The sequence below is a fragment of the Terribacillus sp. DMT04 genome, from assembly GCF_019056395.1.
GTDB lineage: Bacteria > Bacillota > Bacilli > Bacillales > Amphibacillaceae > Terribacillus > Terribacillus aidingensis_A.
Window position 1 is genome coordinate 2,976,809 of sequence record NZ_CP077639.1, and the last position, 21,314, is coordinate 2,998,122.

21 protein-coding genes are annotated in these 21,314 nt (G+C 42.4%); 12 read left to right on the top strand and 9 right to left on the bottom strand.

Going from position 1 to position 21,314, the window contains the following annotated elements; translation table 11 throughout:
* Positions 1-4 precede the first annotated feature (4 nt).
* The 5 genes from pepT (at position 5) to KS242_RS15440 (ending at position 4,715) form a co-directional block, all read left to right on the top strand.
* Positions 5-1,240 (top strand): peptidase T, encoded by a 1,236-nt coding sequence (gene pepT, locus KS242_RS15420; protein ID WP_217322143.1) that lies wholly within the window; start codon positions 5-7, stop codon positions 1,238-1,240.
* 98 nt (positions 1,241-1,338) lie between these two features.
* Positions 1,339-1,791: a MarR family winged helix-turn-helix transcriptional regulator gene (locus tag KS242_RS15425; RefSeq protein WP_217322144.1), complete on the top strand. Its 453-nt coding sequence runs from the start codon at positions 1,339-1,341 to the stop codon at positions 1,789-1,791.
* Positions 1,792-1,805: 14 nt separating this feature from the next.
* Positions 1,806-2,411, top strand: coding sequence for an alpha/beta hydrolase (locus KS242_RS15430; RefSeq protein ID WP_217322145.1), 606 nt, complete (start codon positions 1,806-1,808; stop codon positions 2,409-2,411).
* Between the two features lie 265 nt (positions 2,412-2,676).
* On the top strand, positions 2,677-4,365 hold the full coding sequence (locus tag KS242_RS15435; protein WP_217322146.1) for an IS1182 family transposase: 1,689 nt from the start codon (positions 2,677-2,679) through the stop codon (positions 4,363-4,365).
* 146 nt (positions 4,366-4,511) lie between these two features.
* Entirely contained in the window at positions 4,512-4,715 is a 204-nt protein-coding gene (locus KS242_RS15440) for a hypothetical protein (protein WP_217322147.1), read from the top strand.
* Between the two features lie 74 nt (positions 4,716-4,789).
* Here the strand turns inward: KS242_RS15440 and KS242_RS15445 are convergent, their stop codons facing one another.
* Both KS242_RS15445 and KS242_RS15450 read right to left on the bottom strand, forming a co-directional pair.
* On the bottom strand, positions 4,790-6,274 hold the full coding sequence (locus KS242_RS15445) for an aldehyde dehydrogenase family protein (protein ID WP_217322148.1): 1,485 nt from the start codon (positions 6,272-6,274) through the stop codon (positions 4,790-4,792).
* 159 nt (positions 6,275-6,433) lie between these two features.
* Positions 6,434-7,369: an alpha/beta hydrolase gene (locus KS242_RS15450; RefSeq protein WP_217322149.1), complete on the bottom strand. Its 936-nt coding sequence runs from the start codon at positions 7,367-7,369 to the stop codon at positions 6,434-6,436.
* Positions 7,370-7,481: 112 nt separating this feature from the next.
* Here KS242_RS15450 and KS242_RS15455 point away from each other — a divergent pair, with 112 nt between their 5' ends.
* The 3 genes from KS242_RS15455 (at position 7,482) to KS242_RS15465 (ending at position 11,390) form a co-directional block, all read left to right on the top strand.
* Complete coding sequence (locus KS242_RS15455; RefSeq protein WP_217322150.1) at positions 7,482-8,090, top strand: TetR/AcrR family transcriptional regulator; 609 nt, start codon at positions 7,482-7,484, stop codon at positions 8,088-8,090.
* Positions 8,091-8,163: 73 nt separating this feature from the next.
* Positions 8,164-10,362, top strand: a complete 2,199-nt coding sequence (locus KS242_RS15460; protein WP_217322151.1) for an MMPL family transporter — start codon at positions 8,164-8,166, stop codon at positions 10,360-10,362.
* 95 nt (positions 10,363-10,457) lie between these two features.
* Positions 10,458-11,390: an aldo/keto reductase gene (locus tag KS242_RS15465; RefSeq protein ID WP_217322152.1), complete on the top strand. Its 933-nt coding sequence runs from the start codon at positions 10,458-10,460 to the stop codon at positions 11,388-11,390.
* Positions 11,391-11,900: 510 nt separating this feature from the next.
* On the opposite strand, the gene KS242_RS15470 is transcribed toward KS242_RS15465, so the two are convergent.
* From KS242_RS15470 to KS242_RS15485, 4 genes are all read right to left on the bottom strand, one after another.
* A complete protein-coding gene (locus KS242_RS15470) occupies positions 11,901-12,668 on the bottom strand; it encodes an SDR family NAD(P)-dependent oxidoreductase (protein ID WP_217322153.1) in 768 nt (255 codons plus the stop codon).
* A 209-nt stretch (positions 12,669-12,877) separates the two neighbouring features.
* Positions 12,878-13,624 carry an amino acid ABC transporter ATP-binding protein gene (locus KS242_RS15475; RefSeq protein ID WP_217322154.1) on the bottom strand — a complete coding sequence of 249 codons (747 nt, stop codon included), beginning with the start codon at positions 13,622-13,624 and terminating at the stop codon, positions 12,878-12,880.
* Between the two features lie 12 nt (positions 13,625-13,636).
* Complete coding sequence (locus KS242_RS15480) at positions 13,637-14,335, bottom strand: amino acid ABC transporter permease (protein WP_217322155.1); 699 nt, start codon at positions 14,333-14,335, stop codon at positions 13,637-13,639.
* Entirely contained in the window at positions 14,322-15,134 is an 813-nt protein-coding gene (locus KS242_RS15485) for an amino acid ABC transporter substrate-binding protein (protein WP_217322156.1), read from the bottom strand. The genes KS242_RS15480 and KS242_RS15485 overlap by 14 nt, the downstream gene beginning before the upstream one ends.
* A 378-nt stretch (positions 15,135-15,512) precedes the next feature.
* Between KS242_RS15485 and KS242_RS15490 the strand changes: the two genes are divergently transcribed.
* On the top strand, positions 15,513-15,671 hold the full coding sequence (locus tag KS242_RS15490; RefSeq protein ID WP_217322157.1) for a hypothetical protein: 159 nt from the start codon (positions 15,513-15,515) through the stop codon (positions 15,669-15,671).
* The gene (locus KS242_RS15495) at positions 15,668-17,029 is read left to right on the top strand and encodes an MFS transporter (RefSeq protein WP_217322158.1); all 1,362 of its coding nucleotides are present in this window, start codon (positions 15,668-15,670) and stop codon (positions 17,027-17,029) included. The genes KS242_RS15490 and KS242_RS15495 overlap by 4 nt, the downstream gene beginning before the upstream one ends.
* A 23-nt stretch (positions 17,030-17,052) precedes the next feature.
* On the opposite strand, the gene KS242_RS15500 is transcribed toward KS242_RS15495, so the two are convergent.
* Positions 17,053-17,382: an AzlD domain-containing protein gene (locus tag KS242_RS15500; RefSeq protein ID WP_217322159.1), complete on the bottom strand. Its 330-nt coding sequence runs from the start codon at positions 17,380-17,382 to the stop codon at positions 17,053-17,055.
* Positions 17,379-18,098 (bottom strand): AzlC family ABC transporter permease, encoded by a 720-nt coding sequence (locus KS242_RS15505; protein WP_254391882.1) that lies wholly within the window; start codon positions 18,096-18,098, stop codon positions 17,379-17,381. The genes KS242_RS15500 and KS242_RS15505 overlap by 4 nt, the downstream gene beginning before the upstream one ends.
* A 370-nt stretch (positions 18,099-18,468) precedes the next feature.
* Here KS242_RS15505 and KS242_RS15510 point away from each other — a divergent pair, with 370 nt between their 5' ends.
* Positions 18,469-19,386 carry a methyl-accepting chemotaxis protein gene (locus tag KS242_RS15510; protein WP_217322161.1) on the top strand — a complete coding sequence of 306 codons (918 nt, stop codon included), beginning with the start codon at positions 18,469-18,471 and terminating at the stop codon, positions 19,384-19,386.
* 183 nt (positions 19,387-19,569) lie between these two features.
* Positions 19,570-19,923: a hypothetical protein gene (locus tag KS242_RS15515; protein WP_217322162.1), complete on the top strand. Its 354-nt coding sequence runs from the start codon at positions 19,570-19,572 to the stop codon at positions 19,921-19,923.
* Here the strand turns inward: KS242_RS15515 and KS242_RS15520 are convergent.
* Positions 19,920-21,245: an MFS transporter gene (locus KS242_RS15520; protein WP_217322163.1), complete on the bottom strand. Its 1,326-nt coding sequence runs from the start codon at positions 21,243-21,245 to the stop codon at positions 19,920-19,922. The two genes, KS242_RS15515 and KS242_RS15520, sit on opposite strands and share 4 nt — an antisense overlap.
* Positions 21,246-21,314 lie beyond the last annotated feature (69 nt).

Consider the following 21,314-nt stretch of genomic DNA (forward strand, 5'->3'; position numbering starts at 1 on the left):
GATGATGAAGCAGACATTAATTGACCGTCTTACTACATATGCAAAAGTGGATACACAATCTAATGAGGATGTGGAAGCAACGCCTTCAACACCCGGTCAGCTTGAACTGGCGAAAATGCTGGTGGAAGAACTAAAGCAAATCGGAATGGAGGAAGTCACCATTGATGAAAACGGCTACGTCATGGCAACACTCCCAGCTACAACAGAAAAAGACGTTCCAGTAATCGGCTTCATGGCTCATGTGGATACAGCAACGGACTTTACAGGTAAAAATGTTAATCCGCAAGTAATTGAACATTTCGATGGAAATGACATTACGCTCAATAAAGAACTGGACGTTGTACTATCTGCAGCAGATTTTCCAGAGCTGCCAAGCTATAAAGGGCACACGCTAATAACAACAGATGGCACAACGCTTCTTGGTGCCGATAACAAGGCGGGAATTGCAGAAATTATGACAGCAATGGCGTACTTGATCCAACACCCAGAAATCAAACACGGAAAAATTCGTGTAGCTTTCACGCCTGATGAGGAGATTGGCCGCGGCCCACATAAATTCGATGTAGACGCATTTGGCGCAACGTATGCTTATACAATGGATGGCGGTCCGTTAGGTGAATTAGAATATGAGAACTTCAACGGCGCGGCTGCAAAGGTTACTTTTAATGGAAACAATGTGCATCCGGGCACAGCTAAAAATAAAATGGTGAACAGCATGAAGATCGCCATGGAATTCAACGGGAAGATCCCAGAAGATGAGGCACCAGAATTTACTGAAGGACGTGAAGGTTTCTTCCACTTACTCTCCATTCAAGGAGATGTAGAACAAACAAAATTGCAGTATATTTTACGTGACCATGATCGTGATAAGTTTGAAGCGAAGAAAGCTTTATTCGAAGAAATCACAAAAGAAATTCAAGCAGAATACGGTGAAAAAAGTATTGAACTTGATATGCATGATCAGTACTATAACATGCGAGAGAAAATTGAACCTGTTATGGAGATTGTCGATATTGCATCCGATGCGATGAAACGATTAGACATCGCGCCAGTCATCAAACCAATTCGCGGAGCAACTGACGGATCCCAAATTTCGTATAAAGGCCTGCCAACACCAAACGTTTTCACTGGCGGCGAGAACTACCACGGAAAGTTTGAATATATCTCTGTTGATAATATGGAAAAAGCAACAAATGTGATCATTGAGATTGCCAAGCTATTTGAAGAACAAGCAAACTAACATGGAGCCGGTATTACCGGCTCTCTTCCCTTTATTGACAACAAGCGAATTCTTTTATATAATTATCTCGAATTCGAGATAAAGGAAGCGAGACGACTATGGCTACTGACAACATCGGCTTATCTTTGAAGCTATTTGTAGTTCTGACTAGGGCTCTTCAGTCCATTAAGAAACGCATTGAAGAAGATATCAAGAAACAAGGAATTAATTTAACAGAATTTGCTGTATTGGAATTGCTGTTTCACAAAGGCGACCAGCCAATACAGAAGATCGGCAGTAAAGTATTATTATCCAGCAGCAGTATTTCCTATGTGGTAGATCGCCTTGTCCAGAAGGAAATGATTAGAAGACGTCCGTGCGCTGACGATAGACGCATCACCTTTGCCACACTGACTGAAAAAGGACATGCTTTCATGAAAGATTACTTCCCTAAACATGAACAAGCGATTCATAGTATTTTGTCCGGTCTGGATGACAATGAAAAAGCACAAGTTATTGAACAAATTAAAACACTAGGTTTTTATGCTGAGGGAACCTCAGCAGACAAATAAAGGAGGAGTTAAGCATGAAGCATATATTCAAACCTGCCAAACAAGCAGACAAACCGGTAATTCTACTGCTCCACGGCACAGGTGGTACAGAGCAGGATTTGCTGCCGCTCGCTGATATGATTGATCCAGAGGCGGGTGTATTAAGTGTACGTGGAAATGTCTCTGAAAATGGCATGCCGCGCTTTTTCAGACGACTAGCTGAAGGTGTATTCGATGAAGAAGATTTAATTGCTCGCACAGAAGAACTGCGCAGCTTTCTCGATGAAGCCGCAGAAAAATATGACTTTGATCGAAATAATATTATCGCCGCAGGTTATTCAAATGGTGCTAACATTGCTGCCAGCCTGTTATATCACTATTCCAATCCGCTAAAAGGAGCCATCCTCCATCATCCGATGGTACCTAGACGGAATATCACATTGGCACAGCAGCAAGGTACTCCTGTACTGATTACAGCAGGTACAAATGATCCTATTTGTCCCAAATCAGAAGCAACTGACCTAGAACAGATGCTTCAAGATGCAGGTGCGGATACAGCTATCCACTGGGAAAATAACGGCCATAGCCTAACGCAAACAGAAGTTCAAGCTGCCGCAGCTTGGTATCGTAAACATTTTTAACAAAGCAGCAGCCATTATTCTAAATGGTTAATTATTAGTAGGATGTGTATTTCCAGAGCGGATGCTTGACATCTCAATTTAATACATATAAAAGAGACTGGGACAAAACCCAAAAAATGAGTAATTAAGATGAGGCAGGCGTCTCCGAGAATTCGGAGATGTCTGCCTCATCTTTTTATCGTTAATGTATCGTTTATAGAAGCAAAAAAAGGACCCCTCTGATAGAATTAAGTTACGACACAAAACACAAAAGAGGAGGGTCCTTATGTTTAAACATTATACCATGTGTGAAGTCGTTTTACCTCTAGATTTGGAAAGAAAATTACCTGAAAATGATATTGCTTTTACCGTTAACCATTTAGTAGAAAGTATTCCAGATGAAGCTTTTGACGGTTTCCGTCGGGAAACCGGACACCCTGCTTATCACCCTCGCATGATGATGAAGATTATTTTATGTGCCTATACGCAATCCGTTTTCTCGGGCCGTAAGATTGAGTCATTACTTCAAGACAGCGTACGCATGATGTGGCTTGCCCAAGATTATCAGCCCAGCTATCGCACCATCAACCGATTCCGTGTGAACCCTCACGTAAAAGAACTCTTACGCCAGTGCTTTGTCCAATTTCGCAGCCAGCTGGTTCAAGAAAAAGTCATTGAAGAAGAAGCCATTTTTATTGATGGCACCAAAATCGAAGCAAATGCCAACAAGTTTACTTTTGTATGGCGGAAGTCCACTGAGAAATACAGTACGCAATTGGTGGAAAGATCGGCTCAGATGTATGAAGAACTGTTGGAGCAGGAAATTATCCCCGCAATCGAGCTGGAGAACCCCGAAGCCCTATCGGGCGAAGAGTTAACAAAAGTAGCAGAAAAACTGGACGAAAAAGTGCAGGAATACGATCGTCGCATAGAAGCAAGTGATGATACTGCCGAACGCAAGCAGCTTCGTTCCGAACGTAAAGCACCAAAACAGTACCGAAAGCAAGTCAATGATTTCATTAAACGGAAATCAAAATATCAGGTCGACATGGAAATCTTCGGAGACAGAAATAGCTACTCCAAAACTGACCATGGTGCCACTTTTATGCGCATGAAAGATGATTATATGAAAAATGGCCAGCTTAAACCTGGGTACAATGTGCAGCTGGCTACTGAAGGTCAATATGCCCTGGCCTATGATGTGTTCCCGAATCCTACGGATACGCGAACTTTCATCCCTTTCCTTGATAAGATTGAACGGGACTTTTTTGAGCTGCCCGACTATATTGTCGCGGATGCCGGATATGGCAGTGAGCAAAATTATGATGATGTGGTAAATAATCGGAAGCGCATCCCTCTCATCACCTATAATCACTACCGAAAAGAAAAGCAAAAGAAATATAAACAAGATCCTTACCAAGTAGCTCACTGGGATTACGATGCCGAAGGCGACTTTTTCACTTGCCCGAATAACCGGAAATTAGCGTTTCGGTACCTATCCGAAAGATGCGACAAATTTGGATTCAAGCGTCATTATCGCGTGTATGAATGTGACGATTGTACTGCTTGTCCCTTACGTGCAGAATGTACGAAAGCGAAAGAAGGAAACAACCGGAAAATCTATTACAACGAAAGATGGGAAAAACAAAAAGCATATACCCAGCAATTACTCAGCGAAAAAGAAACAGGGAAAATTTACGGGAAACGTAAAATAGATGTCGAGCCAGTCTTCGGATTTCTGAAGGCTCATTTGTGTTTCACTCGTTTCTCGGTACGAAGTAAAGAGAAAGTGGAAAACGAATTAGGATTCGCCTTCATGGCGGTGAACATCAGGAAGTTCACCGCCCGATCAGCAAGTATAGTAAGGAATTCAAAAAATATCAGATCAAAAAAGATCTCGGTCACCATTTTCCTGGTGACCGAGATCTTTTTTGTGTCAGAGAGGAGTTATGTCCCGCTCTCTTTTATATTCTAAATCACTATTTATTGCTCAGCCTTCTTTCACTTATAGCATTAGTGGGTATATAACCAATATGTGGTATATTTAGAGTGTGACAGAAATCGGTATGATTCATCCTAACACTTACAACGCATACACCTCATCTAGGAAGGAGAATAACTATGAACAAATCTTATAAGAGATTCTCAATAATATTTAACTCAATTATCGTTTTATTTGCTTTAGCAATCATCTATTCTTCCATTGCAGGATGGACTGAAATGGACAGATCACTGCTTTACCTTTTGCTAGGGATCGGTATTCTTGCTAGCGGATTAGCTTCGATAGTAAAAACAGCCAAGCAGCGTGTTGATACATCAAGCTGAGTGCTACGCACCGTTGCTCGGATTATTGTCCACAAATAACAAAGCCTGCGCTATCTCGCGCAGGCTCTTCTTCTTTATTCCATCCCAATCCAAACACTCTTCACTTCTGTATAATTGTCCAATGCATATGAGCCCATTTCTCTGCCAATACCAGATTGCTTGTAGCCGCCAAATGGAGAAGCTGCATCAAATGCGTTGTAACAGTTCACCCAAACCGTTCCGGCACGAAGTTTGTTCGCAATGTAATGCGCTTTGGTTACATCTTGTGTCCAAACACCTGCAGCTAATCCATATTCACTGTCATTGGCACGTCGAATCAAATCATCCAGGTCATCATACGGCATTGCGGAGATGACCGGCCCGAAAATCTCTTCCTTTGCAATTGTCATATCATCTCGTACGTCCGCAAAGATTGTTGGCGAAACGAAATAGCCTTGCTCCTGCGGCTTTGCGCCTCCAGTAACGAGTTCTGCTCCTTCATTTCTGCCTTTCTCAATATAGCTCAGTACACGCTCCTGCTGCTCCAACGAAACAAGTGGTCCGATTTCTGTATCAGCATGAATTCCTGCCCCTTGTTTGATTTTCTCTGCGTGCGCTGCCATATCGGAGATGACATTGTCAAATTGCTTTTTCTGAATAAAAACTCGAGATCCTGCACAACACACCTGTCCTTGGTTAAACATAACCCCATTTAAAGCACCAGGGATTGCTTTTGTCAGATCAGCATCGGGCAGAACAATATTCGGCGACTTGCCCCCAAGCTCCAATGTCACTCGTTTTAATGTCTTTGAAGCATTGGCCATGATTTGTTTTCCTACACTCGTCGAGCCAGTGAAAGCAATTTTATCCACATGTGGATGATCCACTAGCGGCTGCCCAGCTGTTTCACCGAATCCAGGCACAATATTGAGTACTCCTGCAGGGAACCCTGCTTTATCTGCTAATTCTGCTAAGTATAAAGCTGATAACGGTGTTTGTTCAGCAGGCTTTAATACGACCGTACAACCAGCTGCTAAAGCTGCACCAAGCTTCCACATCGCCATCAGCAGCGGAAAATTCCACGGTATAATTTGTCCTACCACACCAAGCGCTTCATGTCTTGTATAGTTAAAATATGGACCATTTACAGGGATTGTCTGTCCAACAATCTTTGTCGTCCAGCCTGCGTAATAGCGCATATGTTCAATCGCCAGCGGAATGTCCGCATTTGTCGTCTCTCTGATTGGCTTCCCATTGTCCAGCGTTTCCAGCTGTGCAAGTGCGTCTGCATGCTCTTCCATTAAGTCTGCCAGCTTGTACATAACTCGGCTGCGCTCTGCAGCTGTCATTGTCGACCAAGGTCCTTCATCAAATGCCTCACGCGCAGCTTTTACAGCACGATCAATGTCCTCTGCTCCGGCCTCATAAACAGTTGCTAATACTTCGCCCGTTGCCGGGTTAAACGATTCAAACGTCTTTTCCGTAGCACTTGTAACAAACTCACCATTGATATACAGCTTCTTCGACCCACTTAAGAAACGCTCCACTTTCTCATGCATACTTGCTGCTAATTGACTCATAGAATTCCTCCTCAGAATAACTTCTAATTTTGTCTAAGCGTCGTGATGCGAGATAAGTCTTATGGATACCGCTTACATGTGCTATCGTAGCATCCTTTTGCTTTAGATAGCAACGAAGAGCCTAGAAGAATTGTCCGCTAAAATTCGACATAGAAAAGCTCAGCCAACTGGCTGAGCTTCCATTCCGATTTTATCTAAAAACTTCTGCACTACTTGTACATATTCCTGTTTATTTTCAGCTAAGGACATGGCGTGATCTCCTTGTTGGAATAGATGCAGCTGCTTATAGCCAATCTCTTTTCTTGCATACAGATCCTTTGTCATCTGAACTGGTATATAAGTATCCGGCAAACTGCTCAAGAACAAGACTGGCTTCTCAATATTCGCTACAGAATGAATCGGTGAAACATCCCGAAAGCGATAGCCGTCCGTACGCTGGACAATACATTCAGCAGCCGGCAGAAATAATTGACGCGGCAGGTGGAATTGAACCTTCAGCCGGTAAGCGACCTGCTCAGCAAAATCACTATATGGGCAGTCAGCAATGTAAAAATCAGCGCCATCTTCAACGGTTCCAGCATATAAGAGCGTTGTAGCCGCTCCCATAGACTCACCATGCACACCTAGCTTCAAATCATAATCATACCGTTCCTTTGTCCATTTGATTACTTGCGCGAGATCGTGCCGTTCCTGAAAGCCATACGTAATGCTGCTACCATCAGATTGTCCATGCATACGCTGATCATATAGAACGACGTTATAACCCATATCCAGGAAGATATCCATGTATTTAACAGAATTATATTTATTTACTGCCACTCCATGTGAAATGACCATCACATAGCGAGAATCGGGGTCAGCTATGTAATGGGTGCCATGTATCTTTCCGCCAGCAGATACAACACTGAATTCCTCTTTTGGCAATGCCTCATAAGCAGCTCGATTAAAACGTCCTGCCTCTGCCTCACGCTTTATTGTTTCTTCCTCTGTGAAAGGCTTCATCCGGCGCAGCTCCCTGTTCACAAGCGCGGTCACAACTGCTGCGTATCCAATTACTACACCAGCAGCAGAAAGAAGTAATCCTTTTCTTCTCATATTACTACCCCCTTTTTGTATTCTATTTTACAATAAGTATATCTAATCGTTGCTTTTTAAAACAAAATGAGTTAACTTATCAATTGATAAGTTATTAAAGAGGGCAGTTATTATGGCTAGAAAAAAAGAAGTATCCGCTGAACAAACACAGCGCACGATTATTGCGACAGCTGAACGACTCTTTATGTCACATGGGTACCGTGCAATCTCGACACGACGTATTGCAGAAGAGTGCGGTATTACCCAGCCAGCTTTATATCATCATTTCCCAAATAAGCAGGCCATCTACTTGGAGGTTGTCCGCACGATCATGGCGCAAACCGAGCAAGCAATGACGGATGTACTCCAAGATTATGCGAACAGTAAAGAGCGCATCCAGCGTATCGCTTACTTTATGATCATGAACCATCAAGGTGATATGACACAGATGTTTCACGATTTGCAATATGAGATTGATGAGGAGCATCGCCAAACGATTCAGGATTGGTGGATGCGCAGCTACTTTAATCCAGTCATGCAGACACTAACAGAAGGGATTGCCAAAGGTGATGTCATGTCGCTTCCTTCCGCCCCGCCGATGGAGCTATCCTTTTTTGTACTGGAAATGATGAAGTCATTCCTGCCTCCAGCGAAACAGGATTATGAAGCACGTCGCAAATTTGCAGAAAAAAAATCAAATATGCTAGTCGATATCCTGTTTAACGGAATTCGAAAAAAATAAAAGATTATACGCATAATCTTTTATTTTTCGGGTATAACTTATCAGTTGATAAATTAATTAGGAGGAATGATGTGTGAAAAAGATTGGCAGTTTTATTAGTGGAAAATATGGCCGTTGGGTTGTTGTTGCGGTCTGGATTGTATTTGCACTTGTATTGAATCTTACTTTGCCGCAAGCAAATTCCCAAGAAGATGCACAAGCAGAAACTTTCCTAAACGATACGAACAGTGAGGAAGCAGCTCGTATTATTGAGGAGGAGTTCTCGGATAACAGCGGACTGCCCGCTTTATTAACATGGTATCAAGAAAATGGATTATCAGATCAAGATCTGGAGACAATTCAGCAATTCAGTGCCGAGCTGCAAAATACGGATATCGAGGCTGCTACGGTAACGCCGTTTCAAGATATACCTATTCCCGCTTTGAAAGAGCAACTTTCCGATGATGGGACAACACTTGTTATGCCGATTATCTTTGAAAGCGGCACAGCAACGGAAACCGTGGAAGCAGGTCTAACACAAGTCGAAGAAACAGCAAATGAGGTATTCGAGCAAAACCCATTCAATCAGGAGCTAAACAGCGGTGATTTGCTCGTCCGCGCAACAGGTCCTGCTGGCATATCAGTGGATGCGGTTAGTCTCTTTTCACAGGGAGATACAACGCTTTTATTCGGTACTGTAATCATTGTTTTAATCTTCTTGCTTGTCATCTATCGTTCTCCGATTCTTGCGTTAATACCTTTAGTTGGAGTAGGATTCGCCTATCTAGTTATCAGCCCTATCCTTGGCGCATTAGGTAAAGCAGAATTTATCTCATTTGATTCACAAGGTCTTGCCATTATGACGGTACTATTATTTGGTGCAGGTACGGATTACTGTCTATTTTTGATCAATCGATTCCGAGAAAACCTATGGGAAATCAAGAGCAGGAAGACAGCAATTGTTCGTTCACTTACCTCTGCAGGTGGCGCAATTGCCATGAGCGGACTAACTGTTATCGTTGCCATGCTCGTTTTGCTGGTTGCTGATTATGGATCGATCAATCGGTTCGCTATCCCGTTCGGAATTGCTATCTTCATCATGCTGCTGGCAAGTCTAACACTTGTACCAGCTTTATTAACGATTATTGGCCGCGCCTCCTTCTTCCCATTCATTCCGAGAACGGAAGAGATGCAGGAGAAACGCGCACAGAAAAAAGGAAAGCCCGTTCGCACGAAGAAGCCACACAATAAATTTGGCAAAAGCATCGGAAATATGGTCGTGCGACATCCATGGAAAATTGCTATTGGGACAATCATCATACTTGGTATTTTGGCTGGTGTGGCGTCTCGTATTACGTACACGTATGATACGCTGTCTTCCTTCCCAGATGATATGCCGTCAAAAGAAGGCTTCAGCATCTTAACAGAACATATGAATGCCGGTGAATTGGCTCCTGTATCGGTTATCACACAAACAGATGACCCAGAAGCTGTGCGAACCACTCTAGCCGACTTGCCTTATGCAGCTGCTGTGATGGAGCCGGAACAAGCAGAAACAGACAATCAATTGGTTCGTATCCAGCTGGAGCTAGAGGAAAATCCTTATTCGAATGAAGCCATGGCTCACATACCAGACATTCGTAAAGCCGTTGCAGATGTAACTGGCAGCTCGGACACTGTCTGGATTGGCGGTCAGACTGCTGAACAGTATGACACGCAGCAAGTTACCAAGCATGATGAAAAATGGATCATTCCAATTGTTGTTGGCTTTATTACATTGTTGCTGCTAACCTACTTGCGTTCTATTACAGCTACCATTTATCTTGTCGCAACCGTTCTACTGTCCTTTTTCAGTGCTTTAGGACTTGGCTGGCTTATCTTGCACTACGGATTCGGAGTCGATGCAATTCAAGGCTTTATCCCGCTTTATGCTTTCGTGTTCATTGTGGCGCTTGGAGAGGATTATAATATCTTCATGATCTCAAGCATTTGGAAGCGCAGCAAAACCATGCCGATTAAACAAGCAATAGCCGATGGCGTTGCCCATACAGGCGGTGTCATTACATCTGCTGGTTTAATTCTGGCAGCAACATTTGCTGTACTGACGACTTTGCCAATTCAAATTCTTGTACATTTTGGTACAATCACAGCAATCGGTGTCCTGCTCGACACCTTCTTAGTCCGTCCATTCTTAGTACCTGCTATCACAGCAATTCTTGGTAAATGGGCGTTCTGGCCATGGAAGAAACGGATGGAACAAACAGAGGAAAATAAACAAAAAGCACACGGCTAACTAACAAGCTTGTAGTTCCGCAAGCAAATCCTTTCCATTAGCTTGTCTCCTTTTGCTACAGTAGAGATAGACTTATAAAAGGAGCTGAGTGAGAAATGGCAGAACGTGTGCAATTAGGCAAATCCGGTTTGTATGTAAATCCAATTGGTCTTGGTACAAATGCAGTTGGCGGCCACAATCTATACCCAAATCTTGATGAAGAGCGCGGAAAAGATGTGGTTCGCCAAGCTATTGAAAACGGTATGAATTTCTTTGACACAGCTTATATTTATGGACCAGAACGTTCAGAAGAACTTGTGGGGCAAGTTGTGAAGGAAAGCGGGAAACGCGAGGATCTCGTTATCGCAACAAAAGCAGCACATAAGATTATCGGTGACAACACTGTTATGGACAATTCACCGAAATTCTTAAAAGACTCTGTCGAAAGTGCTTTAAAACGTTTACAGACAGATTACATCGACTTGTTCTACATCCATTTCCCTGATGAAGAGACGCCTAAAGCAGAAGCAGTCGGCGCGTTGAAAGAACTTAAAGATCAAGGGAAAATACGCGCTATCGGCGTATCCAACTTCTCTATCGACCAGTTGAAAGAAGCAAATGTTGATGGCTACGTGGATGTACTGCAAGCTGAATATAATCTATTCAAGCGTGGTGCAGAGCAAGAACTGCTTCCGTATACAGCCGAAAATAATATTTCATTCGTTCCTTACTTCCCGCTCGCTTCCGGCTTGCTAGGAGGTAAATATGATGAGAATACAACATTCGATGACTTGCGCGCAAAAAATCCTCTCTTCCAAGGAGATGCATTTAAGCAAAACCTGAAAAAAGTTGATCAGCTTCGCGACATTGCAGCTAAAAAAGATGCAGAAATAGCACATCTTGTTCTGGCCTGGTACCTGACACGTGACAGTATTGATTCCATCATTCCTGGAGCAAAACGTCCGGATCAAGTAATAAACAACCTGAAAACATTAGACGTGAAATTGACTGACCAAGATATTGAAGCAATCAGCAATATCTTCCGATAAGAAGTAAAAAGGCTGGGACATAACTGTTTAAGCTATATAAAATCCAAACTATACTGCAATTAACAGCAGCATTGTTTGGATTTTTTGCATGGAAACGAAGATGAGAGCATCGCTTCGGAAATACACTCCGCAGATTTTGTTATGGAAAACCTTCACTCGTGTTATCAGAATACGCATACTGCTCGAAGTCTAGTTCAATCTTGTCCGAGAATAACAGCTAAAGTTTGGAGAGGCAGCAACCATCAGAGGGCTGTATTAAAAAGTATGAATCTAGTCACCATTCCCCTTTAGGAAGCATGCATCTTGTTATTTCCAGGCTCTTTTTCTTGTTTAAATAAACGTTTGTTTAATTTCTGTTTAGAATACGATGGACTGAACAAGCTTGCTTTTCTACCATTGCAGCATCCTATGCTCCCCTTTGTGTAAGAAAAAACCCAACCAATACTGCGATGAATAGCAGTGTTGGTTGGGTTTACATAAAGAAAACACTTTTGCTCTGGCTTTCGCTTATTATGCAGATGTAGTTCCTTGTCCGCCGTCGATTCGGTAATAAGAACCGGTAATGAACGATGCTTTATCAGATGCTAGGAAGAGCATCAGGTCAGCAATCTCTTCAGCTGTTGCATAGCGGTTCATTGGAACGCTAGCTTCAAAGCCTTTTCTAGCTTCTTCTTCATGCCCTTTAGCTGCATTTGTCTCAATTGAACGCATCATCGCGGTGTCTACACCAGATGGTGCGACAGCATTCACGCGTACGCCATAGTCAGCCACTTCCAATGCAGCTGTTTTATTGATACCGATTAATGCGTGTTTTGATGCGATGTAAGCACTCATACCAGGTGCCCCAAGTAATCCGCCATTAGACGCTGTGTTAACAACAGCGCCGCTCTTCTGTTCAGTCATGACCTTCAGAACATGCTTCATTCCTAGGTAAGCACCTACTACATTTACACTTAATACTTTTTCAAGATTCTCCACGGAAGAATCTACAATATCTCCAAATTCACCGTTGATTCCTGCGTTATTAACGAAGACATCAATACGGCCGTAATGTTCTTTTGTTTTTTGAACGTAATTTGCTACTTCTTCTTCTTTAGCAACATTAGCTGTTAGCAATATCTTTTCTCCATCAATGGATGCTGCTGCTTTTTCCAATGCTTCTTGAGAGAGATCTACAAGTGCCAGTTTTGCTCCTTCTGCTGCAAATTTCTTAGCAGCTGCGACGCCAATCCCACCTGCTGCCCCCGTTATAAGTACGACTTTGTTGTTGAATTCCATGTTCAGATCCCCTTTCAGAATATGTACCTTCATACTTATTATCGGTAACTAGGTTACTTTCTTCAAGTAATTTGGTTTAATATTTATTTTTTATTCATTCTAATGCGCTCAAGAAAACTTTAACTGTTCATGCAGGTAGCGTATTAAGATACACAAAAACCGAACTTCTGTAAATCCTCATTAAGAATTTTCATAAGTTCGGTTTTTATTTAGTCTGTCGGATTCAATATACGGTGCAGGAAGCGCTGGGTGCGTTCTTCTTTCGGATTCGCGAGCACTTCTGCTGGTGCTCCCTGCTCCACAATGACGCCGCCGTCGATAAAGATGACTTCATCGGCAATTTCCTGAGCGAATTTAATCTCATGGGTAACAACAACCATTGTCCAGCCTTCATCAGCTAGATCTCGCATGACACGCAGTACTTCTCCGATCAATTCGGGATCTAGTGCGGATGTTGGCTCATCAAAAAGCATGAGTTCCGGCTTAATAGCAAGTGCTCGGGCGATACCGACACGCTGCTGCTGTCCTCCTGAAAGCTGGTACGGATACAAATCTTTTTTATCCTTAAGCCCTACTTTATCAAGCAGTTCAATCGCTTCTTCTGTTACTGTCTTTTTATCGCGTTTCTGTACTTGTACCGGTCCTTCCATAACGTTCTCCAGTACTGTACGATGCGGAAACAGGTTGTACGACTGAAAAACCATTCCAGATTTACGGCGAAGCTTAATCAGCTCTTGCTGTTTCACCTTTTGACTGAAATCTACTTGATGATCCTCAAAGCCAACGATACCTTCATCTGGAATTTCCAGCGCATTCAGGCAGCGCAGCAAAGTTGTTTTGCCCGATCCAGATGGTCCAAGTATAGCGATTACTTTCCCTTTATCCACTTGCATATCAATGGATTTTAGTACCGTATTGTCTCCGAATGTTTTCTTTAGACCTTTTACTGCAAACATAGCTACCCCTCCTTACCTTACTGTGTAGCGGTTTAATCTGCGTTCAAGCTGACCCTGCGCCAATGAAAGAATAAAGCAGATAATCCAATAAATGAAGGCAGCCAAAATATAGATATAAACTATCTGATCTAAATTAGTCGCACCAATCTGCTGTGATTTACGAAACAGCTCGGTTACGAGAATCTGCGATGCTAATGATGTTTCCTTCACTAATCCGATAAAGCTATTTGACAATGGCGGGACCGAGACACGTAACGCCTGCGGCAGTATGACACGGAATAACGTTTTCCGGTAAGACATCCCGATTGTATAGCCTGCTTCCCACTGTCCTTTTGGTACGGAAAGGATGGATGCTCGGATAATCTCTGACGCATATGCTCCAACGTTTAGAGAAAAAGCAATAATTGCTGTCGGATAGGGATCAAGTGTCACATTTAATTCTGGCAGCAAATAAAAGATAATGAATAACTGCACGAGCAGCGGCGTACCTCGAATAGCAGAAACATAGATATTAAAAATCCACTTTAAAGGCTTCATCTTCGAGATTCTCACTAAAGCTGTAATAAGTGCAATAATCATACCAATAAAGAATGAAATAAGGGTCAAGGGGATCGTTACCTTGATCCCCTCAATCAGTATCGGCCAGAATGACTGCTGCATAAGCTCCCAAGGGATGACAATCCCGCCGAGTACCATATTACTTGTTAACATCTTCGCCAAACCACTTCGTTGAGATTTCTGCTAACGTACCATCTTCTCGCATTTCATCCAGTGCATTATTGAACTGTTCAACTATTTCACCGCTGCCTTTACGGAAAGTGAAATACGTCTCTGTCGGTTCTCCAGCTTCAAATGCAATCTTCACCGGGGCATTCTTTTCTGTATTGTTCAGATAATCAAGCACTGCCAGCTTATCATTAAATGTCAGATCAACGCGGCCTTGCTCAATGAGCTGAATGGATTGCGCTAAGCCTTCTACACCTTCAATCTTCGCTCCCGCCTCTTCTGCACGGGCATTGTAGTTGCTTGTCAATGATTGCGCAGACGTCTTACCTTCAACATCTTCTATAGAAGTAATGTCGTTGTTATCTGCTGCCGTTACAACAACAGATTGTGATTGCGTGTAAGGATCAGAGAAATCATATTGGTCCACGCGTTCGTTATTTTCCCCTTTACCTACTTGGTTCGCAATAACATCAAAACGTTCACTGTTTAAGCCAGAGAACATGGAATCCCATTGTGTTTCCTCAAACTTCACTTCCAAGCCAAGGTGCTCCCCAACTTCCTTCATGACATCTATATCATAGCCAGTCAATTCACCGTTATCGTTATGGAAAGTGAACGGAGCGTATGTGCCTTCCGTTCCAACTGTAATGACTCCTTCGTCTTTCACTTCTTGCCATAGGTTGCCGTTGTCTTTGGAATCTGAAGCAGAATCATCTCCATTTCCGCAAGCAGCAAGAATTGCGAATACCGACATAAATAACAAACCTAATAGTGCTTTCTTCATGTGCAAAACGCCCTTTTCTATAAATTTTAACTTTCAACAGTGTAAGGCCAACATCAGGAAAAGTAAAGAAATAAGTCTGAGTATTTTAATCAGGATTGTACATGCATTCTTTATGTTAGTATAAACGCATGAATGAACAGTCATGCAGACTTAACAACTGCCCATAACGCAAACTGATTATTATTTCTGCCTGTCTCCATTTACTTTACTTTGTACCCAATCAGCTGTCAGAACATGCCTTATAAGCGCGTATTTTTCGCTGTAAAATGTTGCAGCTTTTACCAATCAAAAATGCAGCTTACAGAAACAAGTAGTATGTGTATTTCCTCCATTAACTGGTCACATTAAACAGCAGAGACACTCTGGAGGTATCTAAACATGCACGATTCAACCAGCACTCATTATACAAAACCAGCTGAAAATACAAACGCTACAACTAGTGTTACCCAAAAAGCTCATCAAACAACGCATCAGCTTGTCTTTCTTCGGTTTAAGTTATCTCAAATGGCAAACTTATGTTTTGAGATGATCATATGAATAAAAAGCAGCGCGGCCTTTTCCTAACAGCTGTTGCCACCGGCACGATGCTTAATCCGCTGAATTCTTCGATGATTTCTTTAGCTTTGCACAGTATTCAGCATGAATTTTCACTAAGCTTTGCAACTGTTTCCTGGCTAATTTCCACTTATTATCTTGCCAGTGCTATCTTTGTTCCAATCGCCGGTAAAGTCGGCGATTTAATTGGTAGACGCAAGATGATGCTAATCGGGCTGTTGCTCGTTGCTGTCTCTGCAGTCGGTGCACCTTTTGCTGGAACATTTATGGTACTGCTGGGCATGCGCTTGTTTCAGGCAGTTGGCAGCAGCGCCATTTATCCGGCCGGCATGGCACTTGTTCGAAAACATATCCACGAAAAACAAGCATCTGCTTTAGCCATTTTGTCGATCTTCACGTCTTCCATGCTGGCATTCGGGCCAACAGCGGGCGGTTTTCTCATTGACTTTGGTGGCTGGCCGGCAATCTTCACTGTAAACGCTCCATTTATTTTGTTAAGTTTCCTATTAACATGGTTTGCTGTTCCTAAGGATCCAGATACCACACATTACACGTTCCGTGCTTTTTGGAAGCAGCTAGACAGCATTGGCATCGCATTCTTTGCTATCGGAATGAGTTTTTTGCTTTATTTTCTGCTTTCCTTTGAGCATGGTTTGCATTGGATTCCGCTTGGTGCAGGGATTGTATCACTTGCAGCTTTTTTTGTGAGGGAATTGAAAGCAGCTCATCCATTTATTGATGTAAGATTACTACGCACTAACCGACGCCTGACACTTGTTTACATTCAATTTATCTTTTTGAATATATTCAATTACAGCCTCTTTTTTGGCTTACCGAGCTTCTTTCAGGATGTGATGCTCTTCAGTCTCAAAACAAGCGGATTAATGATGATTTTTCTTTCCGGAGCCAGCACACTTGTCGCATTCCTAATGGGCCGCTGGATTGACCATGCTGGTACAAGTGTGCCTACCATTGTTGGGGGCATCCTTATGTTCGGGGGACCTGCTGTTCTTGTATTCATTTCACAGCATCTTACAATCGTAAATCTCGCTGTTACGCTTATATTTCTTGGTATCAGCTACGGTATTGGCAATGTCACCTTACAAGCCGCCATGCTGGATGCCTCACCTGACCATCTTACAGGAACAAGCTCAGGTCTATTCCAAACTTGCCGGTATATTGGTTCAATTCTCTCTTCCGTTGTATTAGCTATTGTTTTTGGCGCGGATCTTTCACTGGCTGGCTTTCATACACTTATGATTATCCTGACTGTTACGGGTATCGCTTTTAGCTTATCAGCGGTCTATGCAAAACGATTGGAGAATACAGCTGCCGATTAATTCCTTTCTAACCGATTGCTAAGTTAGACTAGCTCTAGCAAAAAGCGCAAAACCGCCATCAAAACAACACCAAACAGCACGGTGAGCAGCAGACTTTTTGTCCATAGTGCGACTAGTAACGTGGGAATCATGATAGCGATTGTTTGCCAATTCAATGCGATTGGATTTCCTTCTTCTATAATATTGGATACAACTAATGCCGTTAAGATGCAGATAGGTATATAAGACAGCCATTTCATGACCGATACGGGCAGCTTTAAATTACGGATGATCAGAAATGGCAATATCCGCGGTAATGCTGTCACAGCAGCACAAGCTGCTATTAATAATAGCATAGGCAAGGAAATACTCATTTTTCTGTAATCACTCCAATCGTCGCTCCAATTATTGTTGCCAGCAGCACTGCCATATGCGAAGTCATGAAACAGGACAAAACCAGCATCAGCACAGCGATATAGAGAACAAGCTTGAGATAGTGCTTTATTTTTACTGATTCAACAGCATCCAGCTGCAGTACGAGCAGTGCAAGGAACATCGCTGTTAGTGCAAAATCAAGACCGAACATTTCCGGTTCAGCAATCCAGTTACCGACTAAAGCTCCCGCTGTACAAGCCATAATCCAGCATAGATACGCTGTTATATTTAAACCATTCATCCAGCTCGCTGACATAGGCTGCTTTTGCTGTACTTTTCCGGCAGCCACACCAAATGTCTCATCCGTCAGCAGAATGCCAATCCATATATTGCGTCCAATAGAATAACGTGTAAAATGGGGCGCTAGTGTGGCGCTCATCAGGAAATGACGCAGATTAACAATAAATGTCGTTAGAATAATAGCTGCAACTGGACTTCCATCCAGCAGTAATGCTGCAAAGATGAACTGTGCAGAACCCGCGTAAACGAGAACAGCCAGCAGCGCTACTTCCAATGCACTCATTCCAGCTGCAACACCAACAACACCTGCTGCAATTCCAATACTGATATAGCCTAGCAAAGTTGGGATACAATCCTTGATTCCTTGCTTAAAATCCAATCGGACTTTTTCCCCTGCCTTCCCGATCGCTTCCACTTCTGCCACCCCTCTCCGCCTTATCCGTTCCATTTCTCTATGAAACATAGTATATCAAAGAGGAGAATTTGTTGAAATACACTTTCATGACCACGATAAAGTTCATTATTCTACCTCATTTTATCTTTATCCTATATGATAATAGTACGCTTACCCTAAATAACTCACTTACGCTTCGTAATAGAGGAATGGATATAGAAGCCCGATTCCTTTTCCTTATTAACCTTTCTTGTAATAGAACACGCTTTAATTCTTTCTCTAGCATAATGTTTTTTTTCGTTCTATTTTGGGTAATATTTCTTAACTAACTTGAAAATATTACTAAGTGTTTTACAAGCTTACATATATTCATCTATATAGGAGAAACTGAATGGAAAACATAATAAAAGAATCAACTCAAGTCTTAGACAACAAAGCAGTTTTAACAGCAGTAGAAGAATCGTTAGCGATGATCGAATTTACTCCCTATGGTGAGGTGCTGTGGGCAAATAAGCATTTTGCTGACACAATTGGCTACCAGCAAGAAGAACTGACAGGAATGCATCACCGGCAATTCTGCGCACCTGATTTCAGCCATAGCATTGATTACGAACATTTTTGGAATAAACTGCGCAGCGGCCGCACATTTCAAGATAAAATCATGCGAATTGCCAAAAATGAGAAGGTTATCTGGCTGGAAGCTACTTACATGCCCGTCCGAGACACAACAGGATCGGTATCAGCAGTCTTGAAAATTGCAACGGATATCACATTTAGAGAAAATGGTACAAAAACAATCACCTCTGATTTGCAGGAAATGGCAAACAACCTTCGTGTAAGAACTGATTCTGGAATTGAAAAGAATAATCGTGCCGCAGATTCTATTGATGATATGGTATCGATTACTTCAGCCAATAAGGGGGCAATTGAAGCACTGACAAAGCATGCTGACTCTGTTCAAAAGCTTGTCCAGACGATTAAAGACATTGCAAGTCAAACAAATCTGCTTGCTTTAAATGCAGCTATCCAAGCCGCTCATGCAGGAGAACATGGCAGAGCTTTCAATGTCGTGGCGGAAGAAGTACGAAAATTGGCTTCCCATGCATCTGAAGCAACAAAACAAGCACAAGTCAATATTAGCGAAATGACGCAGCATATCGCGCAAATGGAGACAGGCACCCACGAAGCTGAGCATCAAAGTAAGGAAGGAAAAGAACGTGTACAAGAGGTGATAGAAGAACTTTATACCTTAAAACAGGCTGCTCAAAATTTAGATAAACAAGCAAATGAACTCGTCTTGCTAATCTAGAGAATGTAAATTTCAGGAACATTATCCCTTCAGACAAAAACAACTAGTACAATATTCCTATCTTTTTATCTATGTATGCTATATAATCATGACATAACAGAGGTTGCTTGGTTAATTGACATAAATCAGCAAAGCTAGTACGCTAAGTCCCGTTAAGGAATGATGTTTGGGGAGTAATAAAGTATGTATAAATTTGAGATTGATGACAAAAAGAAGGTCCTGCTTATTACGGCTGAGGGTTTCTTTAAGAATGATGAATCCGCAGCTTTCATGGAAAAGCTATATGAGGCATTCGGATTTGTTCAAGCTACCGACTATGACCTTATCGTCGATGTTAGCAATTTAGATGTGGTTAAACAGGATTTGGTTTATAAGATTGCGGATGCTTTCGAATTATATGACGAGCTCGGGTTCAAGAACATTGTCATCATCAATCCAATTTCCATCCTAGCGAAGGTTCAGCTTTTTAATATTGCAAGAAGCGTTCATTTTTCCGGCGCTTTCGTAGACTCACTAGATGAATGGGAGGCGCGCTAACGCGCCTCCGCCCAATCTGCACGCTGCTTCGTCGTTACGTGTATGACTAAGCCTATGATGGTAAGTAAAATGAGTGAGGTAAGAGCAAGTCTGCTTGCCAAGTCCCCGAAATCCTTCAGCACCAGCGTAATACTTCCATAGATGACAGGTCCAATAATAGACGAGACCTTCCCCGAAAAGGCAAACAATCCAAAAAACTGCCCTCGCTTCTCTGTTGGGGACAAATCCACAATAAGTGTTCTTGATGTTACCCAAATAGATCCCAGAGCAATTCCGAAAAGTCCTCCCGCAATCCAAAACATCCACTGCGCAGTCGCCAATGCGCCAATTGTTAAAGCGATAATCATTACTAATGCAACGAATGAAAAGGATCGATGTGCGCCAATTTTAGCTGCAATTTGACCAAAACAGAACGATCCAACAATCGCAGTTACAGTGGATACAAGATATAGCAAGATAAATTGACCGGAACTGAAACCAACCACAGAAACTGCATAAACGCTCATGACAGCTATCGTCGTAGCAATTGCATCATTAACAAAGAAATAAGCCATCATGAAACGAAATATCGAGCGATGCTTGCTGATTTCTTTAAATGTAGCAATGATCTCTTTATAACCTCCCCATATGCTGACTCGAGTATTTTTCTGTTTTGGCTGCTTGTCCTTGAGGAAAAATACTAAAGGTAAGGTGAAGATAAGATATAGTCCGGCTGTGGCCAAGAATACATATTCGTAGCCATAATCCATTAGAAAATAAACGAGCAGTCCGACGAGTGTACCAATATACCCTACCGCCACTCCAAATCCAGACAAAGTCGATAATCGATCCCTTGGCACCAAATCACTTATTTTCGCATCATAAAACACCAGACTGCTGTTATAGAAAAATTTAGCAAGCACAAATACCAATACAGTGGCTATAAACGGAATTGGCAGTCCGAACAGCAATCTGTCAGATTCCCAGCCCGCAAATACGCCCATCAAGATGGTAGCGACGATTGAGATACTCGCAAATCGTACAATATAACGCTGTTTACGCCCTGTTTGGTCTATCCACACCCCGAACAAAGGAGAGAAGATGACCAGAAAGAGACTGGATAGTGCATTCGCATAGGCTATTAATGTATTACCGAGCTGCTGCATTTCTTCTGTATTTCCGATGGTGTCTGTTACATAGAAAGGAAAAAAGACAGTTGTGATATTAGAAGAAAAAATTGTATTGGCAAAATCGTATAAAGCCCACGATAAGATTGGCAGCGAAAGCAGAAAACCTATTCCGCCAGTTCGCTTTGCTGACTGCACATCACGGTTACTTTCCATAAAAAGCCTCCTTTTTCTTCCACTATACCGTAAGCACGAACACCCAAGTGCTCTTTTACAAAAAATTAA